This is a genomic window from Kocuria marina (assembly GCA_014652975.1).
GTDB lineage: Bacteria > Actinomycetota > Actinomycetes > Actinomycetales > Micrococcaceae > Kocuria > Kocuria marina.
In genome coordinates this window covers 45,341-71,836 of record BMZV01000006.1, presented here as the reverse complement: position 1 = coordinate 71,836, position 26,496 = coordinate 45,341, and the positions used below count along the sequence as shown (strand labels likewise).

General features: G+C 69.1%; 21 protein-coding genes and 2 tRNA genes. 12 read left to right on the top strand and 11 right to left on the bottom strand.

What is annotated here, in order from left to right:
• Positions 1-79: 79 nt before the first annotated feature.
• Positions 80-598: an amino-acid N-acetyltransferase gene (locus IE157_RS11690; RefSeq protein WP_179861259.1), complete on the top strand. Its 519-nt coding sequence runs from the start codon at positions 80-82 to the stop codon at positions 596-598.
• On the opposite strand, the gene IE157_RS11685 is transcribed toward IE157_RS11690, so the two are convergent.
• Positions 582-1,592, bottom strand: coding sequence for an HhH-GPD family protein (locus IE157_RS11685; RefSeq protein ID WP_156523404.1), 1,011 nt, complete (start codon positions 1,590-1,592; stop codon positions 582-584). The genes IE157_RS11690 and IE157_RS11685 overlap by 17 nt on opposite strands.
• Here IE157_RS11685 and IE157_RS11680 point away from each other — a divergent pair.
• Positions 1,591-2,316, top strand: a complete 726-nt coding sequence (locus IE157_RS11680) for a hypothetical protein (protein ID WP_193520057.1) — start codon at positions 1,591-1,593, stop codon at positions 2,314-2,316. The genes IE157_RS11685 and IE157_RS11680 overlap by 2 nt on opposite strands.
• A 151-nt stretch (positions 2,317-2,467) precedes the next feature.
• Here IE157_RS11680 and disA read toward each other — a convergent pair whose 3' ends face one another.
• The 3 genes from disA to IE157_RS11665 all read right to left on the bottom strand — a co-directional run bounded on the left by disA (position 2,468) and on the right by IE157_RS11665 (position 6,259).
• Positions 2,468-3,544, bottom strand: a complete 1,077-nt coding sequence (gene disA / locus IE157_RS11675) for a DNA integrity scanning diadenylate cyclase DisA (RefSeq protein WP_064846309.1) — start codon at positions 3,542-3,544, stop codon at positions 2,468-2,470.
• 108 nt (positions 3,545-3,652) lie between these two features.
• A complete protein-coding gene (gene radA / locus IE157_RS11670) occupies positions 3,653-5,044 on the bottom strand; it encodes a DNA repair protein RadA (protein WP_064846324.1) in 1,392 nt (463 codons plus the stop codon).
• A gap of 57 nt (positions 5,045-5,101) precedes the next feature.
• Entirely contained in the window at positions 5,102-6,259 is a 1,158-nt protein-coding gene (locus tag IE157_RS11665) for an FUSC family protein (RefSeq protein ID WP_193520056.1), read from the bottom strand.
• A gap of 252 nt (positions 6,260-6,511) precedes the next feature.
• On the opposite strand from IE157_RS11665, the gene pstS reads away from it, so the two are divergent.
• The 4 genes from pstS to pstB all read left to right on the top strand — a co-directional run bounded on the left by pstS (position 6,512) and on the right by pstB (position 10,652).
• On the top strand, positions 6,512-7,624 hold the full coding sequence (gene pstS, locus IE157_RS11660; RefSeq protein WP_064846308.1) for a phosphate ABC transporter substrate-binding protein PstS: 1,113 nt from the start codon (positions 6,512-6,514) through the stop codon (positions 7,622-7,624).
• A gap of 149 nt (positions 7,625-7,773) precedes the next feature.
• Complete coding sequence (gene pstC / locus IE157_RS11655) at positions 7,774-8,721, top strand: phosphate ABC transporter permease subunit PstC (RefSeq protein WP_064846307.1); 948 nt, start codon at positions 7,774-7,776, stop codon at positions 8,719-8,721.
• Positions 8,721-9,836 (top strand): phosphate ABC transporter permease PstA, encoded by a 1,116-nt coding sequence (gene pstA, locus IE157_RS11650; protein WP_085108135.1) that lies wholly within the window; start codon positions 8,721-8,723, stop codon positions 9,834-9,836. The genes pstC and pstA overlap by 1 nt, the downstream gene beginning before the upstream one ends.
• Positions 9,837-9,872: 36 nt before the next feature.
• Complete coding sequence (gene pstB, locus IE157_RS11645) at positions 9,873-10,652, top strand: phosphate ABC transporter ATP-binding protein PstB (RefSeq protein ID WP_064846305.1); 780 nt, start codon at positions 9,873-9,875, stop codon at positions 10,650-10,652.
• Between the two features lie 207 nt (positions 10,653-10,859).
• Here pstB and IE157_RS11640 read toward each other — a convergent pair whose 3' ends face one another.
• The 4 genes from IE157_RS11640 to glsA all read right to left on the bottom strand — a co-directional run bounded on the left by IE157_RS11640 (position 10,860) and on the right by glsA (position 15,281).
• Entirely contained in the window at positions 10,860-11,891 is a 1,032-nt protein-coding gene (locus IE157_RS11640; protein WP_193520055.1) for an inorganic phosphate transporter, read from the bottom strand.
• A gap of 6 nt (positions 11,892-11,897) precedes the next feature.
• Positions 11,898-12,515, bottom strand: coding sequence for a hypothetical protein (locus IE157_RS11635; protein WP_035959144.1), 618 nt, complete (start codon positions 12,513-12,515; stop codon positions 11,898-11,900).
• Between the two features lie 260 nt (positions 12,516-12,775).
• Entirely contained in the window at positions 12,776-13,396 is a 621-nt protein-coding gene (locus IE157_RS11630) for a hypothetical protein (RefSeq protein WP_193520054.1), read from the bottom strand.
• 43 nt (positions 13,397-13,439) lie between these two features.
• Entirely contained in the window at positions 13,440-15,281 is a 1,842-nt protein-coding gene (gene glsA / locus IE157_RS11625) for a glutaminase A (protein WP_193520053.1), read from the bottom strand.
• A gap of 278 nt (positions 15,282-15,559) precedes the next feature.
• Between glsA and IE157_RS11620 the strand changes: the two genes are divergently transcribed.
• A tRNA-Lys gene (locus tag IE157_RS11620) sits at positions 15,560-15,635 on the top strand.
• A 143-nt stretch (positions 15,636-15,778) separates the two neighbouring features.
• Here IE157_RS11620 and IE157_RS11615 read toward each other — a convergent pair.
• Entirely contained in the window at positions 15,779-16,177 is a 399-nt protein-coding gene (locus tag IE157_RS11615; RefSeq protein ID WP_193520052.1) for an SRPBCC family protein, read from the bottom strand.
• A gap of 100 nt (positions 16,178-16,277) precedes the next feature.
• Between IE157_RS11615 and IE157_RS11610 the strand changes: the two genes are divergently transcribed.
• The 3 genes from IE157_RS11610 to IE157_RS11600 all read left to right on the top strand — a co-directional run bounded on the left by IE157_RS11610 (position 16,278) and on the right by IE157_RS11600 (position 21,289).
• Positions 16,278-17,318, top strand: coding sequence for a hypothetical protein (locus tag IE157_RS11610; protein ID WP_193520051.1), 1,041 nt, complete (start codon positions 16,278-16,280; stop codon positions 17,316-17,318).
• A 599-nt stretch (positions 17,319-17,917) separates the two neighbouring features.
• Entirely contained in the window at positions 17,918-20,074 is a 2,157-nt protein-coding gene (locus IE157_RS11605; protein ID WP_193520050.1) for a RecQ family ATP-dependent DNA helicase, read from the top strand.
• An 81-nt stretch (positions 20,075-20,155) separates the two neighbouring features.
• Positions 20,156-21,289, top strand: coding sequence for a glycosyltransferase (locus IE157_RS11600; RefSeq protein WP_167318813.1), 1,134 nt, complete (start codon positions 20,156-20,158; stop codon positions 21,287-21,289).
• 22 nt (positions 21,290-21,311) lie between these two features.
• On the opposite strand, the gene IE157_RS11595 is transcribed toward IE157_RS11600, so the two are convergent.
• Both IE157_RS11595 and IE157_RS11590 read right to left on the bottom strand, forming a co-directional pair.
• A complete protein-coding gene (locus IE157_RS11595; RefSeq protein ID WP_318281463.1) occupies positions 21,312-22,814 on the bottom strand; it encodes a lipopolysaccharide biosynthesis protein in 1,503 nt (500 codons plus the stop codon).
• 10 nt (positions 22,815-22,824) lie between these two features.
• Positions 22,825-23,946, bottom strand: coding sequence for a glycosyltransferase (locus tag IE157_RS11590; RefSeq protein WP_193520049.1), 1,122 nt, complete (start codon positions 23,944-23,946; stop codon positions 22,825-22,827).
• Between the two features lie 199 nt (positions 23,947-24,145).
• On the opposite strand from IE157_RS11590, the gene IE157_RS11585 reads away from it, so the two are divergent.
• Together IE157_RS11585 and IE157_RS11580 are read left to right on the top strand one after the other, a co-directional pair.
• Positions 24,146-24,234, top strand: a tRNA-Ser gene (locus tag IE157_RS11585).
• Positions 24,235-24,413: 179 nt separating this feature from the next.
• The gene (locus IE157_RS11580; RefSeq protein ID WP_193520048.1) at positions 24,414-26,372 is read left to right on the top strand and encodes a S8 family serine peptidase; all 1,959 of its coding nucleotides are present in this window, start codon (positions 24,414-24,416) and stop codon (positions 26,370-26,372) included.
• Positions 26,373-26,496 lie beyond the last annotated feature (124 nt).

Below are 26,496 nucleotides of genomic sequence, written 5' to 3'. Positions count from 1 at the left end.
GCGAGCGGGCGGCGTCGTCGACCACAACGGTCGGCGGCGCCGCCCGCTCGCGTTCGAACGGACGCGTACAGTCGTGGGCATGGTAGAGATCCGCATCCGCCCCGCCCGGACCTCGGACGTCCATGGCATCAAGGAGCTCGTGGCGCCCATGGCGGCCGAGCGCATCCTGATCACCAAGGACACGGTGACGTACTTCGAGAGTATCCAGGAGTTCGTGGTTGCGGAGGACGACGCCGGGAACCTCGTGGGCTGCGGGGCCTTGCACGTGATGTGGGAGGACCTCGCGGAGGTGCGCACCCTGGCCACGTCCCCCGCGGCGCGCGGTCATGGCGTGGGCGGGCGGATGATCGAGGAACTGCTGGCCCGTGCGGCTCGGCTCGGGGTCGGCCGGGTTTTCTGCCTGACCTTCGAGGTGGCGTTCTTCGCGCGGCACGGATTCGCCGTGATGGAGAACCAGGAGACCATCGAGCCCGAGGTCTTCGCAGAGCTGTTGCGTTCCCACGACGAGGGCGTCGCCGAGTTCCTGGACCTGGCCCGGGTCAAACCCAACACGCTGGGCAACACGCGGATGATCCGCGCGATCACCCCGGAAGGCTGACCGCGCCGTCGTTCGAGGTGGCCAGACCGTCCGCGAGCAGTCCGTTCAACGCACGCTCCCGTTGTTCGGCGGGCGCGGGCAGCCGCCACAGGGCCCCGAGCCGTTCGATCACCACGGCGGGTGGGGCCGCGTGCTCCCCGGCGATCTGTTCCGAGCTCGCGAGGTCCGTGAGCAGCAACTGCGCGGGCACGGGCTCGTCCGCGGCGCGCAGCACTGCCATCATGGCCCCCCGGACCTGGCGGTCCGTGCCGTGCCACAACTGGCCCCTGGGCGTCTCCTGCGCGGGAGGGCTGCCAGCCGCGACCCACGCGCAGTCCCGCCGCACGGGGCACTCGTCGCAGCGCGGGGAACGCGCGGTGCAGATCAGTGCGCCCAGTTCCATCACGGCCTGGTTCCACGCGACCGATTCCGCGACGTCCTGCGGCAGGACGTCCTGCGCCAACCGGGTCTCCGCCGCGGTGAGGGAACGGGACGGCAGGGCCCGCCCGGAGAACACCCGGGCCTCGACCCGGCGGATGTTCGTGTCCACGACCGTGTGGCGCTGACCGAACGCGAACACGGCCACTGCCGCCGCGGTGTACGCGCCGATCCCGGGCAACGCCAACAGCTGTGCGTGGTCCTCGGGCACCCGCCCGTCGTGCTCCGCGGCGATGTTCTGGGCAGCCGCGTGCAGCCGCAGCGCGCGGCGCGGGTAGCCGAGCCTGTCCCACGCGCGCAGGACCTCCGCCGGCGACGCCGCCGCGAGATCGCCCGGTTCCGGCCACTGTTCGAGCCACCGGCGCCACACCGGCAGGACGCGCCCCACCGGGGTCTGCTGCAGCATGATCTCGCTTACGAGCACCTGCCACGGTGTGCGTTCGGGCGCGCGCCACGGCAGGTCGCGGGACGCCCGCCGGTACCACTCGATCACGGCTGCGTGAGTGCCGTGAAGTCGCTCGTCGCGGGCTGGTGTGCGGCTCGAGTTCATAACTGTCCACGGTAGCCTGGAGACCATGGCTTCCGGTTCCGAACAGCACGATCCCCCCACGTCCCCCACGGAATCCGCGGACACCGGGGGCAGGCTCCCGGAGCACGTCTATCGGCGACGCCGCATGGTCGCGCTCGCCGTGATCGTCGTCCTGGCACTGGCCCTGCTGTGGGCAGTGGTCTCGGGCGTGCGCGCACTCACGGCACCGGACGCCGACGACACGAATGCCACGCAGCAGCCCGACGCCGCGGCGCAGCCGAGCACGGATCCCCAGAACAAGTTCGCGGACTTCACTGCCCGGCCCACACCGTCCGGGTCTGGTGCACCCGGTGCGTCCGGCAGCCCGAGTGCCAGCAGGACGGCGGCGCCGGAATGCGGCGCGGATCTGGCGGTGAGTGCCGCGACCGACAAACAGAGCTACGCGGCGGGCCAGAACCCGGTGCTCGAACTGACCCTCGAGAACAAGGGCCAGCACCCGTGCCGCGTGGACGCCGGTAGCAATCACATGGCCTTCGTGGTGACCTCCGGTGCGGACACCGTCTTTGATTCACGGCACTGCGCGGCAGCCGGTGAGGACCGTCAGATCACCCTGGACACGGGGCAGAAGGAGACCGCACGGCTCACGTGGAACCGGGTGCGCACCGCGGAGGGCTGCCCGGCCGGCCAGTCCGAGGCGCTCGCCGGGTACTACAACCTCACGACGTCACTCGGGGACGTCGCGAGCCAGCAGGCCGTTTTCAGTCTGCAGTGAGTGGGCGACGGGCGGCTCGCGGCTTGCGCAGATCCACCGGCGACGGCGGTCCCGAGGTTCGCGCGGCCGGCTGGCGGCCCTCGAGGTGACCATCGGTGGGCGATGCCCGGGCGGTGCACGGGCCGCGTCCGCGACCGGGCCACCCGGACTGCTACATGAACCGTTCCAGCAGGCTCGTCTCGGCCATACGGGACAAGGACTCGCGTACGGTGCGGGCACGCTGCTCGCCGATGCCCTCCACGGACATCAGGTCCTCGAGGTTCGCGGCCATGAGCGACTGCAGGCCGTCGAACTGGGCCACGAGCCGTTTCGCCACCGCACGCGGCATGGACTTGATGCCCTCGAGCAGCCGGTAACCGTGGGGGTGCAGGTCCACATCCAAGTTGCCCTGCGGCCCGGTGAGACCCGCGGCCACTGCGACCCGCTGCAGATCGATCAGTTCGGTGGACGACAACCGGGCGAGCCGGTCCAGGGACTCCGCGATCACCTCGGGCGTCGTGGCCTCGGGCAGGTAGTCCCGCAGGACTACGCCGGGCCCCGGTCCCGTCCCGGCCGTGAGCTCCTCGAGCTGCAGGGAGATCAGACGCCCGTCCGAGCCGAGTTCCAGGACGTACCACCCGATCTCGTCCGAGATCCTGCGCACCATCTCCATCCGCTGCAGCGTCAGGGCCACGTCGCGGGCGGTCACGGCGGCTTCGATCTCGAGCGCCGAGAGGCTGCCCAGGACCTGCTCGAGGCGGTTGCTGTAGTGCTCCAGGGTCTGCAGGGCCTGGTTCGCGCGGGCCATGATGGCCTGGGAACCGTCGATCGCGTAGCGGTAATCGGCCACGTAGATCGTGATGACGCTCATGGACTGGCTGACCGAGATCACGGGAACACCGGTCTGCTTGGCGGTGCGCTCGGCGGAGCGGTGACGCGTGCCGGACTCCTGGGTGCGGATGGACGCGTCCGGCATGAGCTGGACCCCGGCCTTGAGGATGCGGGTGGCTTCCTTGTCGCACACGATCGCCCCGTCCATCTTGGCGAGTTCGCGCAACTTGGTGGGGGTGAATTCGGTGTCGATGTCGAACCCGCCCGAACACAGCGACTCCACGGAGCGGTCGAATCCGAGCACGATGAGCGCGCCTGTGCGGCCCCGGAGGATGCGCTCCAGCCCCGTCCTCAGTTCGGTACCGGGGGAGACCCTGGCAAGGGTCCGTCTCAGGGCAGTCTCGTGCGATTTCACCACGGCCTCATTCTATGTGCGCTCGCCCCGCCCGAAGGCCAACATGCCCCGCGTGGCATGTGTGTTCGGACTCGGCCCTGCCCCGGCGAACTCGGCCGTACGGCGTCGGACTCAGCCCTGCCGCGGCGGGAAGAGCAGCTCCATGGCCTGTGAGACGGTGGTGACCTCACGCACGGAGAAGCCCGGAGGGATCTTGCCGGGTCCGTTGGGGGATGCCGGGACCACGGCGTGGGTGAAGCCCAGCCGGGCGACCTCCTGGATCCTGCGGTTGATCTCGGGTACGGGGCGGACCTCACCGGCCAGTCCGATCTCCCCGAAGCACACGAGCCGCTGGGGCAGCGGTCGATCCTGGGCGGCGGACGCGAGCGCCATGCACACCGCGAGGTCCGTGGCGGGTTCGGTGAGCCGCACACCGCCCACGGTGGACACGTAGCAGTCCATGGTCGCGAGGGCCACGCCCGCCCGGCGCTGCAACACCGCGAGCAGCATGGCCACCCGGGAACCGTCCAGGCCGGAGGTGGCCCGTCGGGGTTGCGCGGTGCTGGACTTGTCCAGCAGGGCCTGGACCTCCGCGAGCAGCGGCCTGCGCCCCTCCACGGTGACGCTCAGACATGTTCCCGCGACCGGGACGGGGGTGCGGGAGACGAACAGGCCGGACGGGTCCGAGACCGAGCGGATACCGTTCTCCTCGAGATCGAAGCACCCGACCTCGTCCGTGGGGCCGAACCGGTTCTTCACGGCCCGCAGTAGGCGGATGCGCGAGTGTTTGTCCCCCTCGAACTGACACACGACGTCCACGAGGTGTTCGAGCAACCGGGGACCGGCGATCGAACCCTCCTTGGTCACGTGGCCCACGAGCAGGGTGGTCATGTTCCGGGTCTTGGCGGCGTGGATGAGGCTCGCCGCGACCTCCCGCACCTGGCTCACCCCGCCCGCCGAACCCTCGATCTCCGGGCTCGCGAGGGTCTGCACCGAGTCCACGATCAACAGTTCCGGTTTTAAGTCCTTGACCTGCGCGAGCGCCGCGGAGAGGTCGGTCTCCGCGGTGAGGTACAGCTTTTCCGAGAGGGCATCGATGCGCTCGGCCCGCAGTTTGACCTGCGCCGCGGACTCCTCCCCGGTCACGTACAACACGGTGCGGGGATCGGGCCCGCCCGCCACCTTGGCGGCTGCGTCCAGGAGCAGCGTGGACTTACCCACGCCGGGTTCCCCCGCGATCAGGATGACCGCACCGGGCACGAGTCCGCCGCCCAGGACGCGGTCGAACTCGGTGACGCGCGTGGGGGTGAAGCGGGCCACCGAGGAATCCACCTGGCCGATGGGTTGAGCGGGCACCGCCACGCTGGCCGCGGCCCGGGTGCGCCCGTGTTCCAGGTTCGTGGAGATCTCCTGCACGGTGCCCCAGGACTGGCACTCACCGCACCGGCCCACCCATTTGGCCGTGGTCCAGCCGCATTCCGTGCACCGGTAGGAGACGGACGGCTTCCTGGTCTTCGCGCTCATGCTGTCACCGTAGGGGGCGGATCTGACGCGCATAAGCGGCACGGATCCGTGGCTCGGTCACCGACCGCCCAGCGTGGGCAGGTGCCGGATCGCCTCCTCGTGGGTGAGACCGGTGGACTCCAACAGGTCCACGACCAACGGACGGATCAGCAGCACGAGTGCCTCGCCCTCCATGGTCCGCACCCCCATGAGCCCGGGTTCCAGGCGACCGGCCACGGAGATCAGTTCATTGCGCGTCTGGCGCAGGTAGCTTTCACGGGTCTGGGGGTGACTCGCGGAGAACGTGTGATCCAGGCTCAGGATGGCGTCGGAGAGATCGGCGAGGGCCTCGGAGAGGGAGGCCACGGCGTCGTCGGACAGGGAGACGCGGTTGAGGACGGACGCGAGGCGGCGTGCGAACACGCGCGAGTTGCGCACGGCGAGGTCCACGTACCGGATGCTCTCGCTCAGGTCGTCGATCTCGCGGCGGTGCCGGCGGTGCAGAGGGGATGCGTGGGCGATCTCCCGGGAGGCCGTGAGCCCCGAGCGTACCGAGTCCACGAGCGGCTGCGTCTGACGAGCCCGCACGAGGGCGTGCCACGCGAGGCGCGAATCGGTGTCCGAGACCGCACGGGAGCAGTCCGTGAGCACCTGGGTGAACTCCACGATGAGCTTGCTGAGGTCCTGGCGCGGTTCGCGGCGCGGGTCTTGGGGAATCACGTACGCGAGGAGCAGCGCGCACAGGCACCCCACCACGGCGTCGAAGGACCGCGCGAACACGCCGTCCTGCGATGGCGGGAGGAGCACCACCAGCACGGACTGCAGCCCCATCTGCGTGGTGAAGATCGCGCCGTTGTCAAGGAACCGGGCGAGCAAGAGGGACAGGAGCAACACGAGGGCCGCTTGCCACTCACCATGGCCCAGGACCTGGATGAGCAGATCGCCCATCACGATCCCCAGGGTGCACCCGATCGAGACCTCCAGCACCCGGCGATAGCGCAGCCCGCCCTTGGCGTACCCCAGGGACACGAGCGCGGCGGTCGCGGCGAAGATGGGGCCTTGATGGCCCAGCAGTCGTTCCGCGATCACGTACGCGCCAACGGCCGCCACGGTCATCTGCACGGCCTGGAAGAAACCGGACGTCATGCGTGCCCAGCCGGAGCGCCCGCGCTTGCCCACGACCTCGGGAACACGACGGAATCGGGAGCGGTACTGAGCTGCTTCCGAGGACGTCATGGCTCCCATCCTAGGCGGGCGCCTCGGACGGACGCGTACCGCGCGGGACGCGTGACCGGGCGGCGCCGTGGCCAGGGGTGGCGCCGGTCACAGGGGTTGTTAACCGCCAGTTCACCTTCCCGGCCGCATCTGTCAATATCGCCTGCCTACGGTAATTCCCGGGCGCGCTGCGGACGCAGCGGCGTTGGACTCCAAGATCCGGTTGTCCGCACCCACCGGGCTCCCCGGTTCACGCTTTCGAAGGGAAATACAGTGAAGGTTTCGCATGTCGGCCGTTCGGCCGCAGTCCTGGCCATTGGTGCCCTCGCTCTGACCGCTTGCGGTTCCGACAACGCCACCGGCAACACCAACAGCGGCGGGGGCTCGGGCGAGAGCAGCGGCGTGTCCGGAACGCTGACCGGCATCGGGGCGTCCTCCCAGCAGGCCGCCATGACCGCGTGGCAGAACGGCTTCCAGTCCGCTAACAGCGGCTCCACCGTGCAGTACTCCCCGGACGGCTCCGGCGCCGGGCGCAAGGCCTTCCTGGCGGGCGGCGCGAACTTCGCCGGCTCGGACGCCTACCTCTCCGACGACGAGGTCGAGCAGGCCAAGCAGCAGTGCGGCCCCGACGGCGCCATGGACCTCCCGGTCTACATCTCCCCGATCTCCGTAGCGTTCAACCTGCCCGGTATCGAGTCCCTGAACCTGGACGCCCCCACCATCGCCAAGATCTTCAAGGGTGAGATCAAGCGCTGGAACGCCGAGCAGATCAAGCAGCAGAACCCGGACGCCGATCTCCCGGACACCCCGATCACCGTGGTGCACCGCAGCGATGACTCCGGGACCACCGAGAACTTCACCGACTACCTGCACAAGGCCGCTCCGCAGGAGTGGACCAAGGACCCGGCACAGGCTTGGCCCTCCGAGTACGCGGCGGAGAACAACAAGGGCACCTCCGGCGTGGTCTCCACGACCTCCGGCACCGAGGGCGCCGTGACCTACGCGGACTCCTCCGCCGTGGGCGATCTCGGCACCGCCGCGATCAAGGTGGGCGACCAGTACGTGACCCACTCGCCCGAGGCCGCCGCCAAGGCCGTCGAGGTCTCCGCCCAGGCCGAGGGCCGCGGCGAGCACGACCTCGCGATCAACATCGGGCGCGACACCAAGGAATCCGGTGCGTACCCGCTCGTGCTGATCTCCTACCACATCGTGTGCTCCCAGTACGACTCCCAGGAGACCGCGGACCTGGTCAAGGCCTTCGAGAACTACGTGATCTCCGAGGACGGGCAGAAGGCCGCTGCGGACTCCGCCGGTTCCGCCCCGCTGAGCCAGACCCTGCGCGACCAGGCCAAGGCGGCCGTGGACTCCATCACCGCGAAGGGCTGATCCGCCCCGACGACGTGTGAGTGCGGCGCCGGCGTGTCATCGCGCGTCGGCGCCGCAGCCACGCACGCGGTCATCTCGGACCGCCACGTCCTACGCTGTCCGAATTCACCGCTCAGCTCGTTCCACACCTTGATCGAAGGGACTGGTTCATGTCCACCACCATCAGCGCCCAGAAACCGGGGACCCGGCAGTCCTCGGCCGGACGTGCCGGTGACTCCGTCTTCTCCGGACTCAGCCTGGCCGCCGGCATCCTGATCTTCGCGGTGCTCGCGGCCGTCGCGCTATTCCTTTTGCTGCAGGCGCTGCCCACGTTCGCCGCCCCCGCCGAGGAGATCACCGGTGGGCAGGGCTTCTTCCACTACATTTGGCCGCTCATCGTGGGCACGCTCATCGCCGCGGTGATCGCCCTGCTGATCGCCACACCCGTGGGCATCCTGGTGGCGCTCTACATCTCCCACTACGCACCGGCCAAGATCTCCAAGCCGGTGGGCTACGTGATCGACCTGCTCGCGGCCATTCCCTCCGTGATCTACGGCGCGTGGGGTGCCACGGTGCTCGCGCCGGCGCTCGTACCGCTGTACAACTGGCTCACCGAGCACCTGGGCTTCATCCCCATCTTCGACGGGCCCGCGTCCCAGACGGGTAAGACCATGCTCACCGCAGGCATCGTGCTGGCCATCATGATCCTGCCGATCATCACGTCCATGTCCCGCGAGATCTTCACGCAGACGCCCAAGCTCCACGAGGAGGCCGCGCTGGCACTGGGGGCCACGCGGTGGGAGATGATCCGGATGGCCGTGCTGCCGTTCGCGCGCCCCGGGATCATCTCCTCGATCATGCTGGCCCTGGGCCGCGCGCTCGGCGAGACCATGGCGGTGGCCCTAGTGCTGTCCTCCGGGCCCATGATCGCGTCCCTGATCAAGTCCGGTAACCAGACAATCGCCGCGGAGATCGCGCTGAACTTCCCCGAGGCCTACGGCCTGCGGTTGTCCGAACTGATCGCGGCCGGTCTCGTGCTGTTCCTGATCACCCTCGTGGTCAACATGATCGCCCGCGCCATCATCGCTCGCTACAAGGAATTCTCGGGGGCCAACTGATGACCACGTCCACCCAACCCGGAACCTCACCCGTCCGCCAGTCAAGGCTCACCCGCGGTCAGCGCCCCAAGTGGCTCGTCCCCGTCATCGGCGTGGCCGCGATCGTAGCGGGGGCCGCGCTTGCCGCTCTGGTGGGGTTCAGCATCGCGCTGTGGGCCCTGTTCGCCACCGTGATCTTCCTGGTGGTCGGCCCGCTGGCCGTGGGCATGATCGAGGGTTCCCGCGCCGGGGCCGATTCGCTCATGACCTTCCTGGTCTATGCCGCCTTCATCCTCGCGGTGATCCCGCTGATCTCCGTGATCTGGACGGTGCTCGCCAACGGCATCCCCGGTCTGACCTCCAACATGTTGTTTACCTCCATGAACGGGGTCACGGGCTTCCACGACAACCAGGCCGATGCGCCCAGTCAGGTGATGGGCGGCGCCTACCACGCGATCATCGGTACGGTGTCCATCACGTTCTGGGCCACGCTCATGTCGGTGCCCGTGGGGTTGCTCACCGCGATCTACCTCGTGGAGTACTCCCGGGGCGGCTGGCTCGGCAAGGCCATCACGTTCTTCGTGGACGTCATGACCGGTATCCCGTCCATCGTGGCTGGTCTGTTCGCGGCCGCTCTGTTCGGCATGATCTTCGGCCCCTCGACCCGTACCGGGTTCGTGGCGGCGGTCGCGCTGACCGTGCTGATGATCCCCACGGTGGTCAAGAACACCGAGGAGATGCTGCGGATCGTGCCCAACGAACTGCGCGAGGCGTCCTACGCGCTGGGTGTGCGCAAGTGGCGGACCATCCTCAAGGTGGTCATCCCCACGGCCATCTCGGGTATCGCCTCGGGTGTGACCCTCGCGATCGCCCGTGTGATCGGTGAGACGGCGCCGCTGCTCGTGACCGCGGGCTTCGCCACGGCCATCAACTGGAACTCGTTCTCCGGCTGGATGACCACGCTGCCCACGTTCATCTACTACCAGATCATGACGCCCACCTCGCCCACGAACCCCGATCCGTCCCTGCAGCGGGCCTGGGCCGCGGCGCTGATCCTGATCGTGATCGTGATGCTGCTCAACCTCGTGGCACGCTTGATCGCCAGGGCCTTCGCTCCCAAGACCGCCGGCCGCTGAGTGCTGGCCGACCATTCGATCTAAGGAAACACACCCATGTCGAAACGAATCGACGTCGAAAACCTCAACGTCTACTACGGCGATTTCCTGGCGGTCCAGGACGTCAGCATGAACATCGAACCCCGCTCGGTCACCGCGTTCATCGGTCCCTCCGGTTGCGGCAAGTCCACGTTCCTGCGCACCCTCAACCGCATGCACGAGGTGATCCCGGGTGCTTACGCCCAGGGCAAGGTGCTGCTGGACGGGGACGATCTCTACGGCAAGGGCGTGGACCCCGTGACCGTGCGCTCCATGGTGGGCATGGTGTTCCAGCGCCCCAACCCGTTCCCCACGATGTCCATCCGCGACAACGTGCTCGCGGGCGTGAAGCTCAACAACAAGCGCATCTCGAGCAAGGACGCGGACGAGCTCGTGGAGAGCTCGCTGCGCGGCGCGAACCTCTGGAACGAGGTCAAGGACCGTTTGGACAAGCCCGGTTCCGGTCTTTCCGGTGGTCAGCAGCAGCGGCTGTGCATCGCCCGCGCAATCGCGGTCAAGCCGGACGTGATCCTCATGGACGAGCCGTGCTCCGCGCTGGACCCCATCTCCACGCTCGCGATCGAGGACCTGATCAACGAGATCAAGACCGATTACACCGTGGTGATCGTGACCCACAACATGCAGCAGGCGTCCCGTGTGTCGGACAAGACCGCGTTCTTCAACATCGAGGGCACGGGCAAGCCCGGCCGTCTGATTGAGTACGCGCCCACCACGGACATCTTCAACAACCCGCAGAAGAAGGACACCGAGGACTACGTGTCCGGCCGCTTCGGCTGATCCGCGTCCTCGCGCACGCGAACGGTGCCCTCCGAGACGGAGGGCACCGTTCGCGTGCACGCCCGGGGGCACGACGGCGCTCCGGCGGGACCCGGGGGTACGACGACGCACGCACCGGGAGCGCGCAGCGATCCGCACCGTGCGACGTCGTCAGCCTCCGCGTGCCCCCGATCGTGACGCGTGCCCCGAGCGAACCGCGGGTACGGATCAGGCCGCGGGGACCTGGATCAGCGGGGAGGCCGCCAGGAACAGGATGGCGGAGACCAGGCCGCACACGGGTACCGTGGCGACCCATGAGGCGATGACCCGCAGCACGGTGGCGTGATACACGGTGCGGAACTTCTGGGCGGAACCCGCGCCCAGGATCGCCGCGGTGGTGGTCTGGGACGTAGAGAGCGGAATGGGGGAGAGGAACCCCCCTACGAACAGCAGGGCGCCGGACACCGTTTGTGCCGCCGCTCCGCGCAGGGGATCCAGCGTCACGATGCGTGCGGAGAGGGTGTAGGAGATCCGCCAGCCGCCCAGCAGGGTACCGAACGCGAGACACGCCCCCACGAGCACCGTGAGCCACACGGGGATGCTGTCCCGGGAGAGGTTGGGGTTCACGATCAGCAGGAGGACCAAGAGGATCCACAGCGTGCGCCGGGCGTGCTGGATCCCGTGTCCGAAGTGAATGGCCGCGGCACCCGTGGCCTGCACGACCCCGGCGCGGAAGTTCACGCGTCCCGGGGTCTCGTGGCGTACCAGGTACACGATGGGCACGACCAGCAGGAACGCGAGCCCGAACGCGATCACGGGGGAGATCAGCAGGGGCAGCAGCACGTTCCAGGAGAAGTAGGAGCCCATGGCCAGGTGCTCGTCGTAGAGCCCCGCGGCGCGTGCTCCGAGCAGAGCACCCACCACGGCGCCGCCGATCGCGGCGGTGGAGGACGTGGGCATGCGCCACCACCACGTGAGGAGGTCCCACCCGATGGCCGTGAACAGGGCACACAACAGGGCCACCACGCCCGCGTCGTTGAGGGGGATGGGGATATCGAACGAGATCAGCCGGTCCAGGACCAGCCCCACCAGGAGGGCGCCCATGAGGTTGAACACCGCTCCGGTCCACAGGGCCACACGGGGTGTCAGGGCGTTGAACCGTACGGGCAGGGCCACGGCGTTGGAGGCGTCGTGGAAACCGTTGACGACCGTTAAGACCAGGGTCAGGAGGATGCCTACGACGGCCAGTAACTCTGTCACGGCGAGTCAGGACTCTGCCACGAGGATCCGGCCCACCTCTGCGGAGACCTGGCCCAGGGCGCGTGCGGCATCGAAGAGCTGGCGGGCGGCGTCCATGCGGCGGATGGCCTGGGCCGTCTTGAACTGATCCAGCAAGCTCGCGCGGTACACCCGGTGGGTCCGTTCGGCCTGGCGTGTGAGACGGATCATCTCGAACCAGTAGTCGTCCAGCTCGTTCAAGCTGGTCAGCCGGCCCATGGCCTTGGTGGTCATGAGCGACATGTGCTGGATCACCGCGAGCTGCTCGGTCGCGTGCGAGGTGGGCCGCTCCAGCTTGTACAGCTGGTGGGTCTCGGCACTCGCCACGAGGCACTGGACGGCTCGCAACAGCCACTGCCCCAAGATGTAGACGTCCTGACGCGGGATGGGCACTACGTACGAGGAGCGCGTGGTGGTCATCAGGGAGAAGTAAAGGTTGGTGCAGCGGTCCTCGGTGTCCAGGAGGTCCGTGATGGGGCGCTGCCAGGTCTTGTCGATCTGCCCGATGTGTTCGGCGAGCTGATCCACCGCGGTGCCCACGCACTGGGACATCTGGACCAGGAGCTCGGTCACCCGCTCGTCCTCCGGGAAGATCCGAAAGGCCATCCGTTTCGTCCTCCCGTTGAACCGTTCACCTTTCGGCCGTCACTGTACCGAACGAAAGTTAACCGGGGAGACATGTGGATCTTGTTGAGGGGGGGCGGTGCCGGACCGGGAGCGCCTCTCGGCGGAAGGCCGCTCGTAGCGGCTAAATGATGGAGCCCGGGGCTGCCACGACCCGACACCTGCCTCCATCATAATCCCCGACCCCGGGGGTGCCGCAAAGCGGTCCGTCCGGACGAGGACGCCCCGCGGAGGGCAGACCCTTACTCGAGCGCACCCCTGCGCCACGCGGCGGCCGCGGACTCGAGTTCCTCCGCGGTGCGGATCAGGCGGGGGATGCGGCGCCACGGATCGCGCACGCCGAGGCTTGAGATGTCCAGCGTGCGTTCCTGGCCCGTCGCGATCACGCGGCAGAACGCGGCGGAGCGTTCGAGAGCGACGTCGAACTCGCCGTCGAACGCGCCGGAGAGGATGGCGTCCGCGACCTCGCAGATCTCCTCCGCGCCGGGCGGGTCCGCGACGCCCGCGACCACGTTGGACACCTGCGCGGTCTGCTTACCCGCGGCGAACCAGCGGCCCATGCGGTAGGGGTCCTTGCGGGCGGCGGCGCGCAGCGCGTAGAGCCGCCACAGCGCACCCGGGAGGGACACCGCGGGGGCCTGCGCCCACATCTCCGCGATCCCCTCGAGACCCTGCTCGTCCGTGAGCCGAACGAGGCGATCGTGGACCACCGGATCCTCGGATTCCCGGCCCCGCGACACGAGCGCCTGCGCGGCCAGGTGGGCCGCCTCCGACACTCGGGCGGGGTCCGTGCCGCCCTCGTGGGCGTCGAACTTCTCGGGGGAGAACTTCACGGGCGAATGATGCGTGCGGCGTTCGGACATGCGCCCGAGTGTACGCCGCGCACCTTTCACGGGGCTCGGCGGATCAGTCGACCGTGTGCGTCTCCCCGGCCTGCTGACGCCAGCGTTCCTCGATGCGCAACAGGGCCTGCTGGGACACCGCGCGCCACCACCGCAGGGCCAGCCGGGGGTCCTCCTCCTCGATCTCCTGGATCGCCTCCGGGGAGAGCCTGCGCGCGGAGACGTCCGTGAGCGCGGTGAAGCTCACCAGGTGGCGCATATTGGTACCCAGGGCGATCTCACCGAAGCTCATCCCCGGGCCGATCACCTCCAGTTCCACGCGGTCACCCTGCGGTGAGCGCCGGGATACCTCCATGTTGCCGGACGTGACCATGTACACGCCGTTGAACTTCTGGCCCGTGCGCAACACCGTGGTCCCGGCCTTCCAGCCCACGGACTCGGTGTGTGAGCGGATGCGCTCCACGTCCTCCTCGCCGAGCGTGCTCAGCAGTTCGGAACGGGTGGAGTGCACCTTGTCCGGGGTGCACTCGGGGCCGCCGAAGCGCTCCAGGATCTGGTCCTCGGCCCACGTGAGGGCCTCGGCGCGCGTGGCGAAGACCGTGAGCGGGTGTTCGAGGTTCCGCGTGTTCTCACCGCTCTTCTCCGCGACGAGCACCATGTGGTGGCCCGTCTTCTCGATCTGTTCGGCGGTGCGGCTGAGCATGGGCAGGACGAAGCGGGCCATATCGTCCACCTGCCGGATGTCCACGAGCACGTAACTGGACCTGCGGGCGGCGTCGCGCACCGTGCGCACCGCGGTCTCGGCCCCGGCGAAGCGCAGATCGCCCTGCAGCTCGATGATCCGAGCGTCCTCGCCGTGCGCGTCGAGCACCTCGGTGGCGGCCTCGTTGCGCCGCACCAACGACGGCGCTTCCGCCAGGGTGTACTCGGAGCGCACCGTGGAGTGCCCGTTGCGTTCCGTGCGGGCGAAGTGCAGGTCCAGGTCCTTGGTGAGCCGTTCGCATGCGGCCACGCCACGCACGGAGTTGCCGTGGCGGTCCAGGGGCGGGGAGAACACCGCGACCGCGAGCTGCCCCGGGAGCACGGTCATCACGCCGCCGCTGACCCCGGACTTGGCGGGCAGGCCCACGCGGATGGCCCAGCGCCCGGCGTCGTCGTACATCCCGCACGTGCTCATCACGGACAGCACGTCCGAGACGACCTCGGGGTCCAGGACGCGCTCGCCGGTCACGGGGTTGCGCCCGCCGGCCGCGAGCGTGGCACCCATGCGGGCCAGGTCCACGCAGTTGAGCATGATCGAGCACTGGCCGAAGTAGTCCTCGAGCGCGCCGGTGGGATCCCCCTCGATGATCCCCCGGGACGCGAGCAGCCAGCCCAGCGCGCGGTTGCGGTCCCCGGCCTTGTGCTCCTGCGACTGGATGTTCTTGTTGATCCGCAGCTGCCGGCCCGCGCATCGGGAATGCAACCGCAGGATCCGTTCCATGCGCGTGCCGTGGGACGTGTTGCGCACGAGGGACGTCGCCGCGATCGCGCCCGCGTTGATCATGGGGTTCGCGGGGCGTCCCGTCTCCGGCTGCAGTGAGATCTCGTTGAAGGCGTCACCGCTCGGTTCCACGTCGATCTTCTCGAACACACCCTCCGGGCCGCGGTCCGTGAGCGCCTGGGCATACGTGAAGGCCTTGGAGATGGACTGGATGCAGAATTCGAGCTTGGTGTCCCCGGCCTGGTAGAGCGCGCCGTCCACGGTGGCCACGGCGATCCCCACGATGTTCTCGTCCGCGGCCGCGAGCTCCGGGACGGAATTGTTCACCGTGCCGTCCGTCAGCGGGCGCAGGTCCTCCACCACGCGGCGCAGGTACTCGGTGACGGGGGAGGGGCCCAGCTTGGACATCGCGACGGTGCTCATGGGTCATTCCTCGAAGGCTCGGCGGGAACCCCGCGGCGGGCTGCGCACGCCCCGGGTGTCGTCTCCTCCCAGGGTCCCATATTGCGGACGGGCCCGGTCGACGACGACGCCGCGCGCTCGCCCACGGCGCGGTGGCTCGTCGCGCCGCGCGGTGCGGCCCGCTGGGCCCGCCCGTGGTTGCCGTCGGTGCCGCGCGGGAGGCCGCTTCCCGAACTGGAAATGCGACCGCGCTGCGGTAGAGTAGCCGTGCTCGGTGGCGGGAACTCGCGGCTGGGCACGCGCCTTTAGCTCAGTTGGTAGAGCAGTGGACTTTTAATCCATGGGTCGTGGGTTCGAGCCCCACAGGGCGCACCACCTCCCGGAACCGGAGACCATGTGCCCCGTGGCGATCACGATCGCGCGGGGCATTTCCGTGTCCGCTCGCATTCGGGGCCCGGGGCGAGCGGCCTTCGGCGCCCCGGACCTGCCCGCGTGCAGCGCCTCTGGCCGAGTCGCGCTCAGTGCGCCGGGCCGACCCGTACGAGGCGCGCGAGCGCCCAGCCCATGAGCGGGCGGTAGGCCAGCAGGACGGGGGCGGGGCCCTGGATCCTGACGTCCGCGCGGGAACCGCCGCGCGGGGTGGGAGCGACATCGTGCGTGAGCTCCAGTGTCATGGGACCCACGCGCACGCGCCAGGACCACGAATGCAGGTTGGCGCGGACGCTCATCACACGGAACGCCGCGGGCACCAGGCCCAGGGCCGTGACCACGCCCGAGGTGCCGGGGGCCAGGGTGGCGGAATCGGCGCGGACGTTCGTGAGGTGGGGAGCCCACACGGTCCACAGATCGAGGCGCTCGTAGTGCTGCCACACGTCCGCCGGGCGAGCGGGGCCGGTGCGGGTCACGGTCATGTCCATGGCACCAGTGTGCCCGGGATCCGCACGGACGGGGGCGTCACGCAACGGTAAGTCCACTGTCGATTGTGGGGCGAGCCGGCGGGCTGGGATCATGGGGCGCATGGACCCGGCCTATCACGTAGACGTCTTCACCGATCCCGGGCTGTGCTCCGCGATCTTTAGTCGATTGCAGCACCGCCACGGCGGGGACGGCTCCGGGGACTACCAGCTCGTGCGCCGGGACAGGACCATCCCCCTGCGCCCCGACAACAGCCTGGACGTGGACGCCGTGCGCGCGTGGTCCCGCGAGGGTGAGGCCGATTTCCAGGTCGTGATCACGGAGATCCCCCGGCGGGCGGGCAAGCTGCCCAAGATGGCGGAGCTGCACTTCGAGGACGGGCTCGTGATCATCTCGCTGCCCGCGCTGGGCTGGCGGGGGCTCACGACCAAACTGGAACGCGCCATCTTCGACTCCCTGGACACCCTGGCCCATCAGGACCTCCCGGACGTCCAGGACCGGCGTGTGCGCTTCGGAGTGGTCCACGAGCAGGACGTGGACACCGGGCGTTCCGTGTTCATTGCGTCGCCGTGGTGGTGGCCAGGTCGCATCCGCCTGGTCCTGGGCATGGTGCGCACCAACCAGCCGTTCCAGGACGTCACCAAGCTCAAGCGCATGTGGGCGGCGGCGTCGGCCACCGGCGCGTTCGGCGTGTTCTACTCCTCCATCTGGCAGATGTCCCTGGCGTTGCCCTCGTGGCGGCTCGCCCTGATCTCGCTCCTGGCGGTTGGGGCCATGGTGGGGTGGCTGATGTTCAGCAACCGCCTGTGGGACCCGCCCCGGCGGCTCGGCAGTCGCGTGGAGGCCGCGATGTACAACGCCTCCACGATCGCCACGCTGCTCGTGACGGTTCTCACGTTCTACACCGTGCTCATGGCGGGGATCCTCGTGGCCGCTCTGGTGGTGATCGAAGTCGGATACATGCAATCCGTGATCGGAGTCTCTCCCTCGCTGAACAACTACGTGGACATCGCGTGGCTCTCTGCCTCGCTCGGCACGATCGCCGGTGCTCTCGGGTCGAACTTCGACAGCCACGCGGACATCGAGCGGTTGACGCACGGTCAGCGGAACGCCGAGCGGGTCGAGAAGGACGACGACCACTGACACGGGTCCCCATGACGGGCATTCGGGGCGTCCGAGCTGTCCCCATTTTGCGCTACGAATCAGCGCCGCCGTCCGGTCGATTGCGCGCAATGGAAGCAGGGAATCGGCCTCCGACATGGGAGAACATACGCTTGAGTTGATTTGTCCACAAAACTGCGATGGGTCTTGCGCGACGCGGTGACCGCTGGAAATCCTGGAGCGGGCGTGCCAGCATATTCATGTCGCAACACGGGACATTCAGTGATGTGCGGTCATGACCGGGGGGAATACGGGCCGTACGTCCATGACGGATTCGTACGCGTTCCACGCTGGGGGGGCGTGGTGTGTCCGGGTCACCCGTGACGCGACGGTACGAGGTTCATGCCGGGGGGCATGTGCTTCGAGCGGACCTGATCCGCGCCGGTTCTCCGGCATATGCGTCCGCTGCGCCGCATGGACTCCTTCGGGGGAATGAGTCCTGGCGCAGCGGACGCAACGCGTTAAGGGGTCGTACGCCCGACCCGGCGCGTCATGGGGCCTGATGCAGAGGGCCGCACCTCGCGCCGTGGTGGGCGCTCCGGTCGCTTCTGCGTGTCCGAACCTGCTGGGACACTCGAGTCATGATCGCGCCTGCGCACGAGAACACCGCATCCCTCCGGGACCGAGCCCTGGATCACCTCCGTGAGCTCACGGGGAACCCGCACGCCGATTTCCACCCCGGCCAGTTCGAGGCCATCTCCGCACTCGTCCAGGAGCACCGGCGGGCACTCGTGGTGCAGCGCACCGGGTGGGGGAAATCGGCGGTGTACTTCCTGTCCGCGCTGTTGATGCGGGCCCAGGGCTACGGCCCCACGCTGATCATCTCCCCGCTGCTCGCACTCATGCGGGACCAGGTCGCGGCGGCCCAGCGCGCGGGTGTCCGCGCCGCGGCCATCTCGTCCGCCAATCCCACCGAGTGGGCGGAGATCTCCGCGGCCCTGGATCGCGGCGAGATCGACGTCCTGTTGGTGTCCCCGGAACGCCTCAACAATCCCCGTTTCCGGGACGAGCAACTCCCACAGCTCGTCTCCCGGCTCGGACTGCTCGTCGTGGACGAGGCCCACTGCATCTCGGACTGGGGTCACGACTTCCGTCCGGACTACCGGCGAATCAAGGACCTGCTCGCGGACCTCTCGGACTCGGTGGCCGTACTGGCCACCACGGCCACCGCCAACGAACGCGTGATCGAGGACGTTCGGGAGCAGCTCGGGGTGGGCTCCGGGTACCGCGGCGAGGTGTTCACCCTGCGCGGTCCGCTGTCCCGCGCGTCCCTGCGGCTCGGCGTGCTGCGACTGCCCTCCACCGCCACACGGCTCGCCTGGTTGCTCGAACACCTGGACCAGCTTCCGGGCAGCGGGATCATCTACGCGTTGACCATCGGGGCGGCGGAGGACACTGCCCGAGCGCTGACGGAGGCGGGCCATCCCGTGGCGGCCTACACCGGTCGCACGGACGCGGCGGAACGCGAGGAACTCGAGGTCGCCCTGAAGGAGAACCGGGTCAAGGCCCTTGTGGCCACGTCCGCGCTGGGCATGGGCTTCGACAAACCGGACCTGGGTTTCGTGGTGCACCTGGGAGCGCCGTCGTCCCCGGTGGCGTACTACCAGCAGGTGGGCCGCGCGGGGCGCGCGACCGACACCGCGGACGTCCTGCTGCTACCGGGCGGCGAGGACCGGGAGATCTGGGAGTACTTCGCCACCGCCTCCATGCCCACCGAGGAAAAGGCCACCGCGGTGCTCACCGCGCTCGCGGAGAACGGCGGCCCGTTGTCGGTCGCGGCTCTCGAGCCGCGGGTCAACATCAAACGCACCCCGCTCGAGCTGTTGCTCAAGGTGCTCGCGGTGGACGGCGCGGTGGAACGGGTCTCCGGCGGCTGGCAGAGCACGGGCCGGCCCTGGACCTACGACGCCCCGCGTTACGAGCGGGTGCGCAAGGCCAGGATCGCGGAACAGCAGGCCATGATGGATTACCAGTTCACGAGCGAGTGCCGCATGCGCTTCCTCACCCGTCAGCTCGACGACGCCACCGCGGAACCGTGCGGTCGGTGCGACGTGTGCGCCGGGCCGTGGTACCCCACCACCGTGCATTCCGACGCCTCCGCCGCCGCGGACGACGCCCTGCACCGGGCCGGCGTCCCCGTGGAACCGCGCGCGCAGTGGCCCACCGGCATGGATCGATTGGGGTTGCAGGCCAAGGGGAAGATCCCGGAAACGGAACGCGCCGAACGCGGCCGCGCCCTGGCCCGGCTCACCGATCTCGGGTGGGGGCAGCGGTTGCGGGAGATCTTCCGATCGGACGAGCACGGCGATCCCGTGGATTCGGTGGTCACGGCGGACCTGGGACGCGCGAGCATCACCGTCCTGGCGCAGTGGGACTGGCAGGAACGGCCCACCGGGGTCGTGGCCATGCCGTCACTGTCCCGCCCACAGCTCGTGGACTCCCTGGCCCGCGGGCTGGCCTCCGCGGGGCACCTGCCGTTCTGGGGCTCGCTCGAACTGAACCCGGACGTCCCCCGCGGCTCCCACGGCGGCAACAGCGCCTACCGGCTCGCCGAGGTGCGGGACCGGTTCCTGGTCCCGGGGCCCCTCGCGGAACAGTTGGCGCGGGCGCCGCGGGCGAGCGTGCTGCTCGTGGACGACCTCGTGGACAGCCGGTGGAGCCTCACGGTCGCGGCCCGGCAGTTGCGCCTCGCCGGGGCGGACGCGGTGCTACCGTTCGTACTCGCCGCCCAGGGGTGAATCGGGCCGCCGCGGGATGGATCGGGCACTCTTAAGGGGACACCCAGGCGACGGGAAACGTGTGTAAATTATCCTTGCGACATGGTCGAACACCCGCAACCGCCGCTCGTGGACATCGTGATCCCGGTCCACTCCACCTCGCGACCTTTGCAGCGGGCCGTGTCCTCGGCATTGCGTGCGGCCCCCGGTGCGGCCCCCGGTCAGTGCCGGGTGACGGCGGTCGCGCATCATCTCACCGCCGAGCAGGTGCATTCCATGTTGAGCGTCGAGCAACGCGCCGTGGTGGACGTCATCGAGTCCGAGGACCGGGGGAGTACCGCGGCCGTGCCGCGCAACGAGGCGCTGCGACGGACCAGCGCGCGCTACATCAGTTTCCTGGACAGCGACGACACCCTCGATCCCGGCGCGGTGACCCGGTGGCTCAGGATCGCCGAGCGGCGCGGTAGCGACCTGGTCATGCCCTTCCAGCACCACGAGAACCCGAGGGTGGACATCACCCCCATCGTCAGGCCGTTGCGCCGTTCGGATCTGGATCCCGTGAAGGACCGCCTGGGGTACCGCAGCTCGGCGTTCGGCCTCGTCCGGGTCGACGCCGCTCGGCAGATGGGCGCCCGGTTCGACGAGTCCGTGCGTACAGGGGAGGACCAGTCCTTCGTCATGGCCCTCTACGCGGGTTCCCGCCGGATCGACTCCGCGCCGGGCACGCCCGGTTACCTCGTCCACGCCGATGCCGACGCGCGTGTCTCCCGGCAGTCCCTCCCAGTACGCGACGAGGTGGCCGCCGCGCTGGACCTGACACGCGAACCCTGGTTCGCAGGGGTTCCGGACGAGCTGAAGCGGGCCTACATCCTCAAGTACATCCGCGTGAACTTCTTCCCCGCTCTGGAACATGCCGTGCGCTCGGGGGCGTGGGACGCCCACTACGCGCGGTCGGCGAACGCCGTGTTCGGCGAACTGACGCAGTACGCGCCGCGCGTCGCGGACCAGCTCTCGCGGGCGGACCTGCGGGTCGCGCGGTTATTGTCCCCGGGCACGGGGGAACAGGAGTTGCTCACGGCCCTGGCCGAGCGACGTCGTTTCGCCACGCCGGACGCGCTGCTCACCGAGCGCTGGACCCGGGTGCTGGGCCGGCAGGCACCCCTGCGGGTGGTCGCCGCGAGCGCCGTCCAGATCCTGCGTTACCGCTGGGCGCTCGCGGCAGGGTCGCGGAACTGAACCGACCGCCGTCGCGAACGGGTCAGCCGCGACGGAGCCTGCGCCTGACCATGTCCACACGCGGTGCGAGATCACGCCATGAGATCACACACCACAGCGCCAAGAATCCCACGGTCGCCAGGACGGTCACGAGCACGCCCTGGTGTGTGAACACGAGCCACAGCCCGGCCAGGATCAGCACGTACCCCAACACCACCCGGAGCATGAGACCGGACCACTTCATGCGGTCGTGGACCCACACAATGATCAGCGGCCCCACCGCACTGATGAGGCAGCCGACCAGGTACCCCATGGCCGCGGCCATGACACCGAGCCGCGGACCCCACCACAGGACGGTGGCGACGCCCAGGGCCAGCCCGAGCGCGTTGCACGCCGCGAGCGCGCGGACCCCCCAGCTCTCCCCGCCGTTGAGCCGCGAGTTGGAGGCGTTGAAGCTCGTGGCGGAGACCGCGAAGAACAGGACGATGAGCAGGGGGACGGCCCCGGTGAACTCCTCGGCGCGGGCGTTGTAGAGCCCGTGGATCACGTACGGCGCCCAGAGGATGCCCACGCCGAACACGGGCAGGAACACGAGCACCATGACCCGCAGGATGGAATCGAGCTGCCGTTTCATGCCGGCCATGTCCCCGGCGGTGAACATGCGGGCCACGGCCGGCGCGAGGGCCACGAGCATGGAGGAAGAGAGCATGCTGGCCGGCGTCGCGATGCTCACCGCGGCGGAGTACTGACCCACCGCGGCGGGGGTGTCGTAGTGCTTGCCGAGCATCATGGACAGCTGCAGCAGACCCGAAGCGGTGAGGATGTTGATGGACGCCCACGCCGTGAACGAGTTGATCTGCCGTTTGAGGGATGTGGGCAGCGGGCCGCCGGAACGGTGCGGCCAGCCCGGGATCGCGTAGATCAGGTAGCCCAGGCTCAGCGGCACCAGCAGCAGCGGTGTGAAACCACCCAGCAGCACCACGAGCAGGAGGGTCAGGGTGATCCCCGAGCTGATGCAGTCCCACACGGCCGTGGTCACGAACTGGTTGTTGCCGGTGCGCACACCGCGTACGAAGTTGTAGGCAGACAGCGCGATCACCAGCAGGCCCGCGGACAGCGCGTAGCTTGGGGGCAGGTGCAGGAAGTACGTGGCCACCACGACCGCCACCACGGCCAGCACCGCCGAGGCCAGGGCCGCGGTGCGTGACGTGTAGACCGCCACGGACAACTGCTCCTCGCGGTGTTGCTGACCGCGCGCCATGGCGATGAACTTGGCCGCCGCGTTGCCCGAGGCCTGCGGCCACAGCAGGACCAGGAACAGGGCCAGGGAGATGGCCAGGTTGACCCGCCCCAGGATCTCACTGCCCAGGATGTTGCCCACCAGCAGGCTGTATCCGAAACGGGAGAGTCCCTGCACGAACACGGCGATCACGGTTAACGCGAACGACGAACCGATGGGGTTGTCCCGGTTCTCGTGATTCGGTGGGGGGAAGAGGATTCCCCGCCACCGCCGAGAGGGGGAGCCTGAGGTGGGGGAGGATGTCACATCGTGGAGTTTATCGACTCGCGTGTCGACCGGACGCATCCCGCGTCACGGCACGGTAGAGCCGGGAGAACTGCGCACCGATCTCCGCACGGGAGAACCGGGAGCGCACGGTGGCGGCGATGGCGGCCGGATCGGCCTCACGGAAGCGGTCCCGCGCGGTCTCGATCGCGTCCGCGAGTACGGAGACGTCCCAGCTGTGGGTGAGCACCGAGTTCTCGGGGGTGCAGTAGTCGTCGAACCCACCGCTCAGGGGGACCGCGGCGGGCCGTCCGGCCGCGATCGCCTCGGCAACCGCAGTGAAGAAGTTCTCCTGGGCGCTCGGGAGGAAGAAGATGTGCGCGTCGGAGAGCCGCTGGGCGATCTCCGCCGGGGGGACCGCCCCGGTCAGCTCGACCCGGTCCTCGATGCCCAGCTCACGGGCGGTCTGCGGGAGGGACTCCATGAGGGGGCCCTTGCCCACCAGGGTGTAGTGCACGTCCACTCCGCGGCGCACCAGTTCCGCGACGGTCTCCAACGCCAGGACAGGGCGTTTGCGTTCGATGAGTGCCCCCACGCCCACCAGTCGCAGGGGCGGGCTCGCCGGGAACTCGGCGGCCGGGTGAGGGTTCTCCACGACGCACGGCACCACGTGGGTCGCCCCGGGGCGGGAGAAGCGCGCCATTTCGGTGCACAGCTCGGCGGTCACGCCCGTGACCGCGTGAGGCAGTCGCAAGGCATGTCGCAGCCACGCCAACCGCTGCCACAGCGGATTCACACTCGCGGGATTGACCACTCCGTTCCAGTGCTCGGTGTGTACCCAGGGCGGCCGTCGCACGGCCCAGGCCGGTGCGCTCAGCAGGACCGCGGAGAACGCCATCGTGTGCAGCACGTCCGCGCCGCGCAGCCCGGCGGAGAGAACGCGGGTCACGTGCGCGTAGGAGCGCGGATCCGTCACGTCGAGCCACACGCGGGTGACAGGGATGCGCTGGTAGACCTCTTGCTCCGTGGTGCGCGTGCGTCGACCGATGTTCACGTGCACCACCGCGACGTCGTGGCCCGCTTCCTGTAGCGCCCAGGAGTGCTCCACGATGAAGGGGGTGCGGCTGGGGGTTTCCGCGTCGGGGAACCACGCGGTGACGACGAGTGATCGCACGGGACGAAGACCTTTCGGGCGGAAGCGGACGGAGCACAACGCCCCGCACTATGACTACCACGCCGGGGTGTGCTGCCGCTGCATCCCGGTGGGAACGACGCGCCCGCCGCTTTGACCGCTCGCGCACCGTGCCGATAAGCTGACGTCCGTTGTTTTGGGATGAGCTCGTTCTCATGGAACAGAGCATCACGAACGACACGGAGACGTGCCAGAGCGGCCGAATGGACTTCACTGCTAATGAAGGGTCCGGGTTAAACCGGACCGGGGGTTCAAATCCCCCCGTCTCCGCGGAATGTCGAGGGCCCCGCATGTCATGTGGGGCCCTCGTTCGTATCGGGGGTACCCCCGCAATATTTACATTGGTAAAGTTCGTGGCATTCGCAGTCCAGTGCTCCCGCCCACGGGCGTCAGCCACCTCGATCCGGTGCTGATCCCGCCTCCGCGAGCTGATTCCCGAGGGGGAAATCATGCCACGACGCTCCGCACGAACACTTCTCACGTTGTCCGTCTCCGCGCTGTTGCTGGCCACGGCCGCACCCGCGGCGGCCGCACCCCCGGAGGGGCCCACCCCGGAACAACAGGCCCAGACGAAACCCCCGACCGTGGGCGGCGTCGAATCCCTCGGAAGGGGAACGGGCGCCCAGGGCAAGGTCCTGGCGGAAACCGACCGGATCGTCGTGAAGTTCAAGGACCACGTCCCCGAGGCGCAGAAGGAAGAGGTCCTGACCGAGGTGGGGACGGCCACCGAGATCGAGGATCCGGAGATCGTCAAGACCACGGGCAACGCCGAGCAGGTGGTGGAATCCGACACGATGCTCGACAAGGCGGAGCAGCAAGCGGTGGTCGAGACCCTCGAGAAGGACCCCGCCGTGGAATCGGCGGAACCGGACCTGATCGTGGTCAACGGGCTCGCGGCGCACACGGCGTCCGCCCCGAACGACCGCTACTGGAACTACCAGTGGGGTCCCCGCAACATCGGTGTGCCCTCCGCGTGGTCGCACGGCACGGGTAACGGCGTGGTGATCGGGATCGCGGATACGGGCCAGATTAACCACCCGGACCTCACTCAGCGCACGGTGCGCGGGTACGACTTCCTCTCGGACCTGTACCACTCGCGGGACGGCAACGGCCGGGACGGCAACCCGCAGGACGAGGGCGACTGGAGCCCCGGGCGGCCCAACTGGTGGCACGGTTCGCACGTGGCCGGGATCGCCGCGGCCCACACCAACAACCGCACGGGTATCGCCGGGGTGGCCCCGGACGCCCGGATCCAGCACGCCCGCGTCCTGGGAGCGGACGGCCGCGGGTACGTCTCGGACATCGCGGACGGTGTGATGTGGTCCGCGGGCATCGCCATCCCCGGGGTCCCGCGCAACACGACCCCCGCCAAGGTCGTGAACCTCTCCGAGGCGTGGGACGCTCCCACGTGCGCACCCGTCATGCAGAACGCGGTCAACCGCATGCACAAGATCGGGGTCCCGCTCGTGGTCGCGGCCGGGAACGCGGGCAAGAGCGCCAATCTCGCCGCCCCCGCCAACTGTGGCGGCGCGATCGTGGTCGCCGCGACGTCGTCCCAGAACCGGATCACCGGCTACTCCAACTGGGGGCCCATGGTGGACGTCGCAGCCCCGGGCGGGGACACCAACGCGCCGATCTGGTCCACGGTCAACACGGGGGCGTTCAGCCTGGGCGCGCCCTCGTACGGGGACCTGAGCGGGACGTCCATGGCGGCGCCGCACGTGTCCGGGGTGATCGCCCTGATGAAGGAGCGCAACCCGAACATCGGCGTGGAGGCCATCCGCGCGACCCTGCGGGACACCGGCGTGAACGTGAACGGTTACCGCAAGGTGGACGCGGTGCGCGCCGCCCGCGCGGTGGCGCCCACCACGCGCGGGGCGATCGCCACGTACTACAAGTCCCACGGTGGGGCGGGCGTCTACGGCAATCCGACCACCGGGGAGCGGGACACGGGCGTGGGCGGCGTCGTGCAGCACTTCGTGAAGAACGGGCGCACCACCAAGCTCTACTGGTCCTCCCGCACCGGGGTGCGCGAGGTCCGCACGTGGACGGGCATCGGCTCGCGCCACGAGGGCCTGGGCGGTGCCCGCGCGGTGGGCATCCCGTTCAACAACGAGCAGCGCACCGCCACGGGAGGCTACTACCAGAGCTTCGTGGACCCGCGTTCGGGCAAGACCACCAAGATCCTGTGGAGCGCTCGCACGGGTGCGCAACCGATCGTCGAGAGCTCGGGCATCGGCCGGGTCTGGGTCCGCAAGGGGTACGAGACCAAGGCGGGGTACCCGATCTCCCCGGAGGTCCGCACGTCCACCGGCGCCTACCAGCGGTTCCAGAACATCAGGACGGGCGAGCGCACGCAGTACACCTGGACCCCGCGCGGGGGTGTCAAGGTCACCCGCATCAAGTGACCGCCCCGCGGTGATCCACCCGCTGCATTCCTGGCCCGAAAGGGCACGCCACCGATTGGCAGCGTGCCTTTTCGGGCCTCGGATGTTCTCGGGCGGTTCGTGGGCGGGGTACGACAGCGCTGCG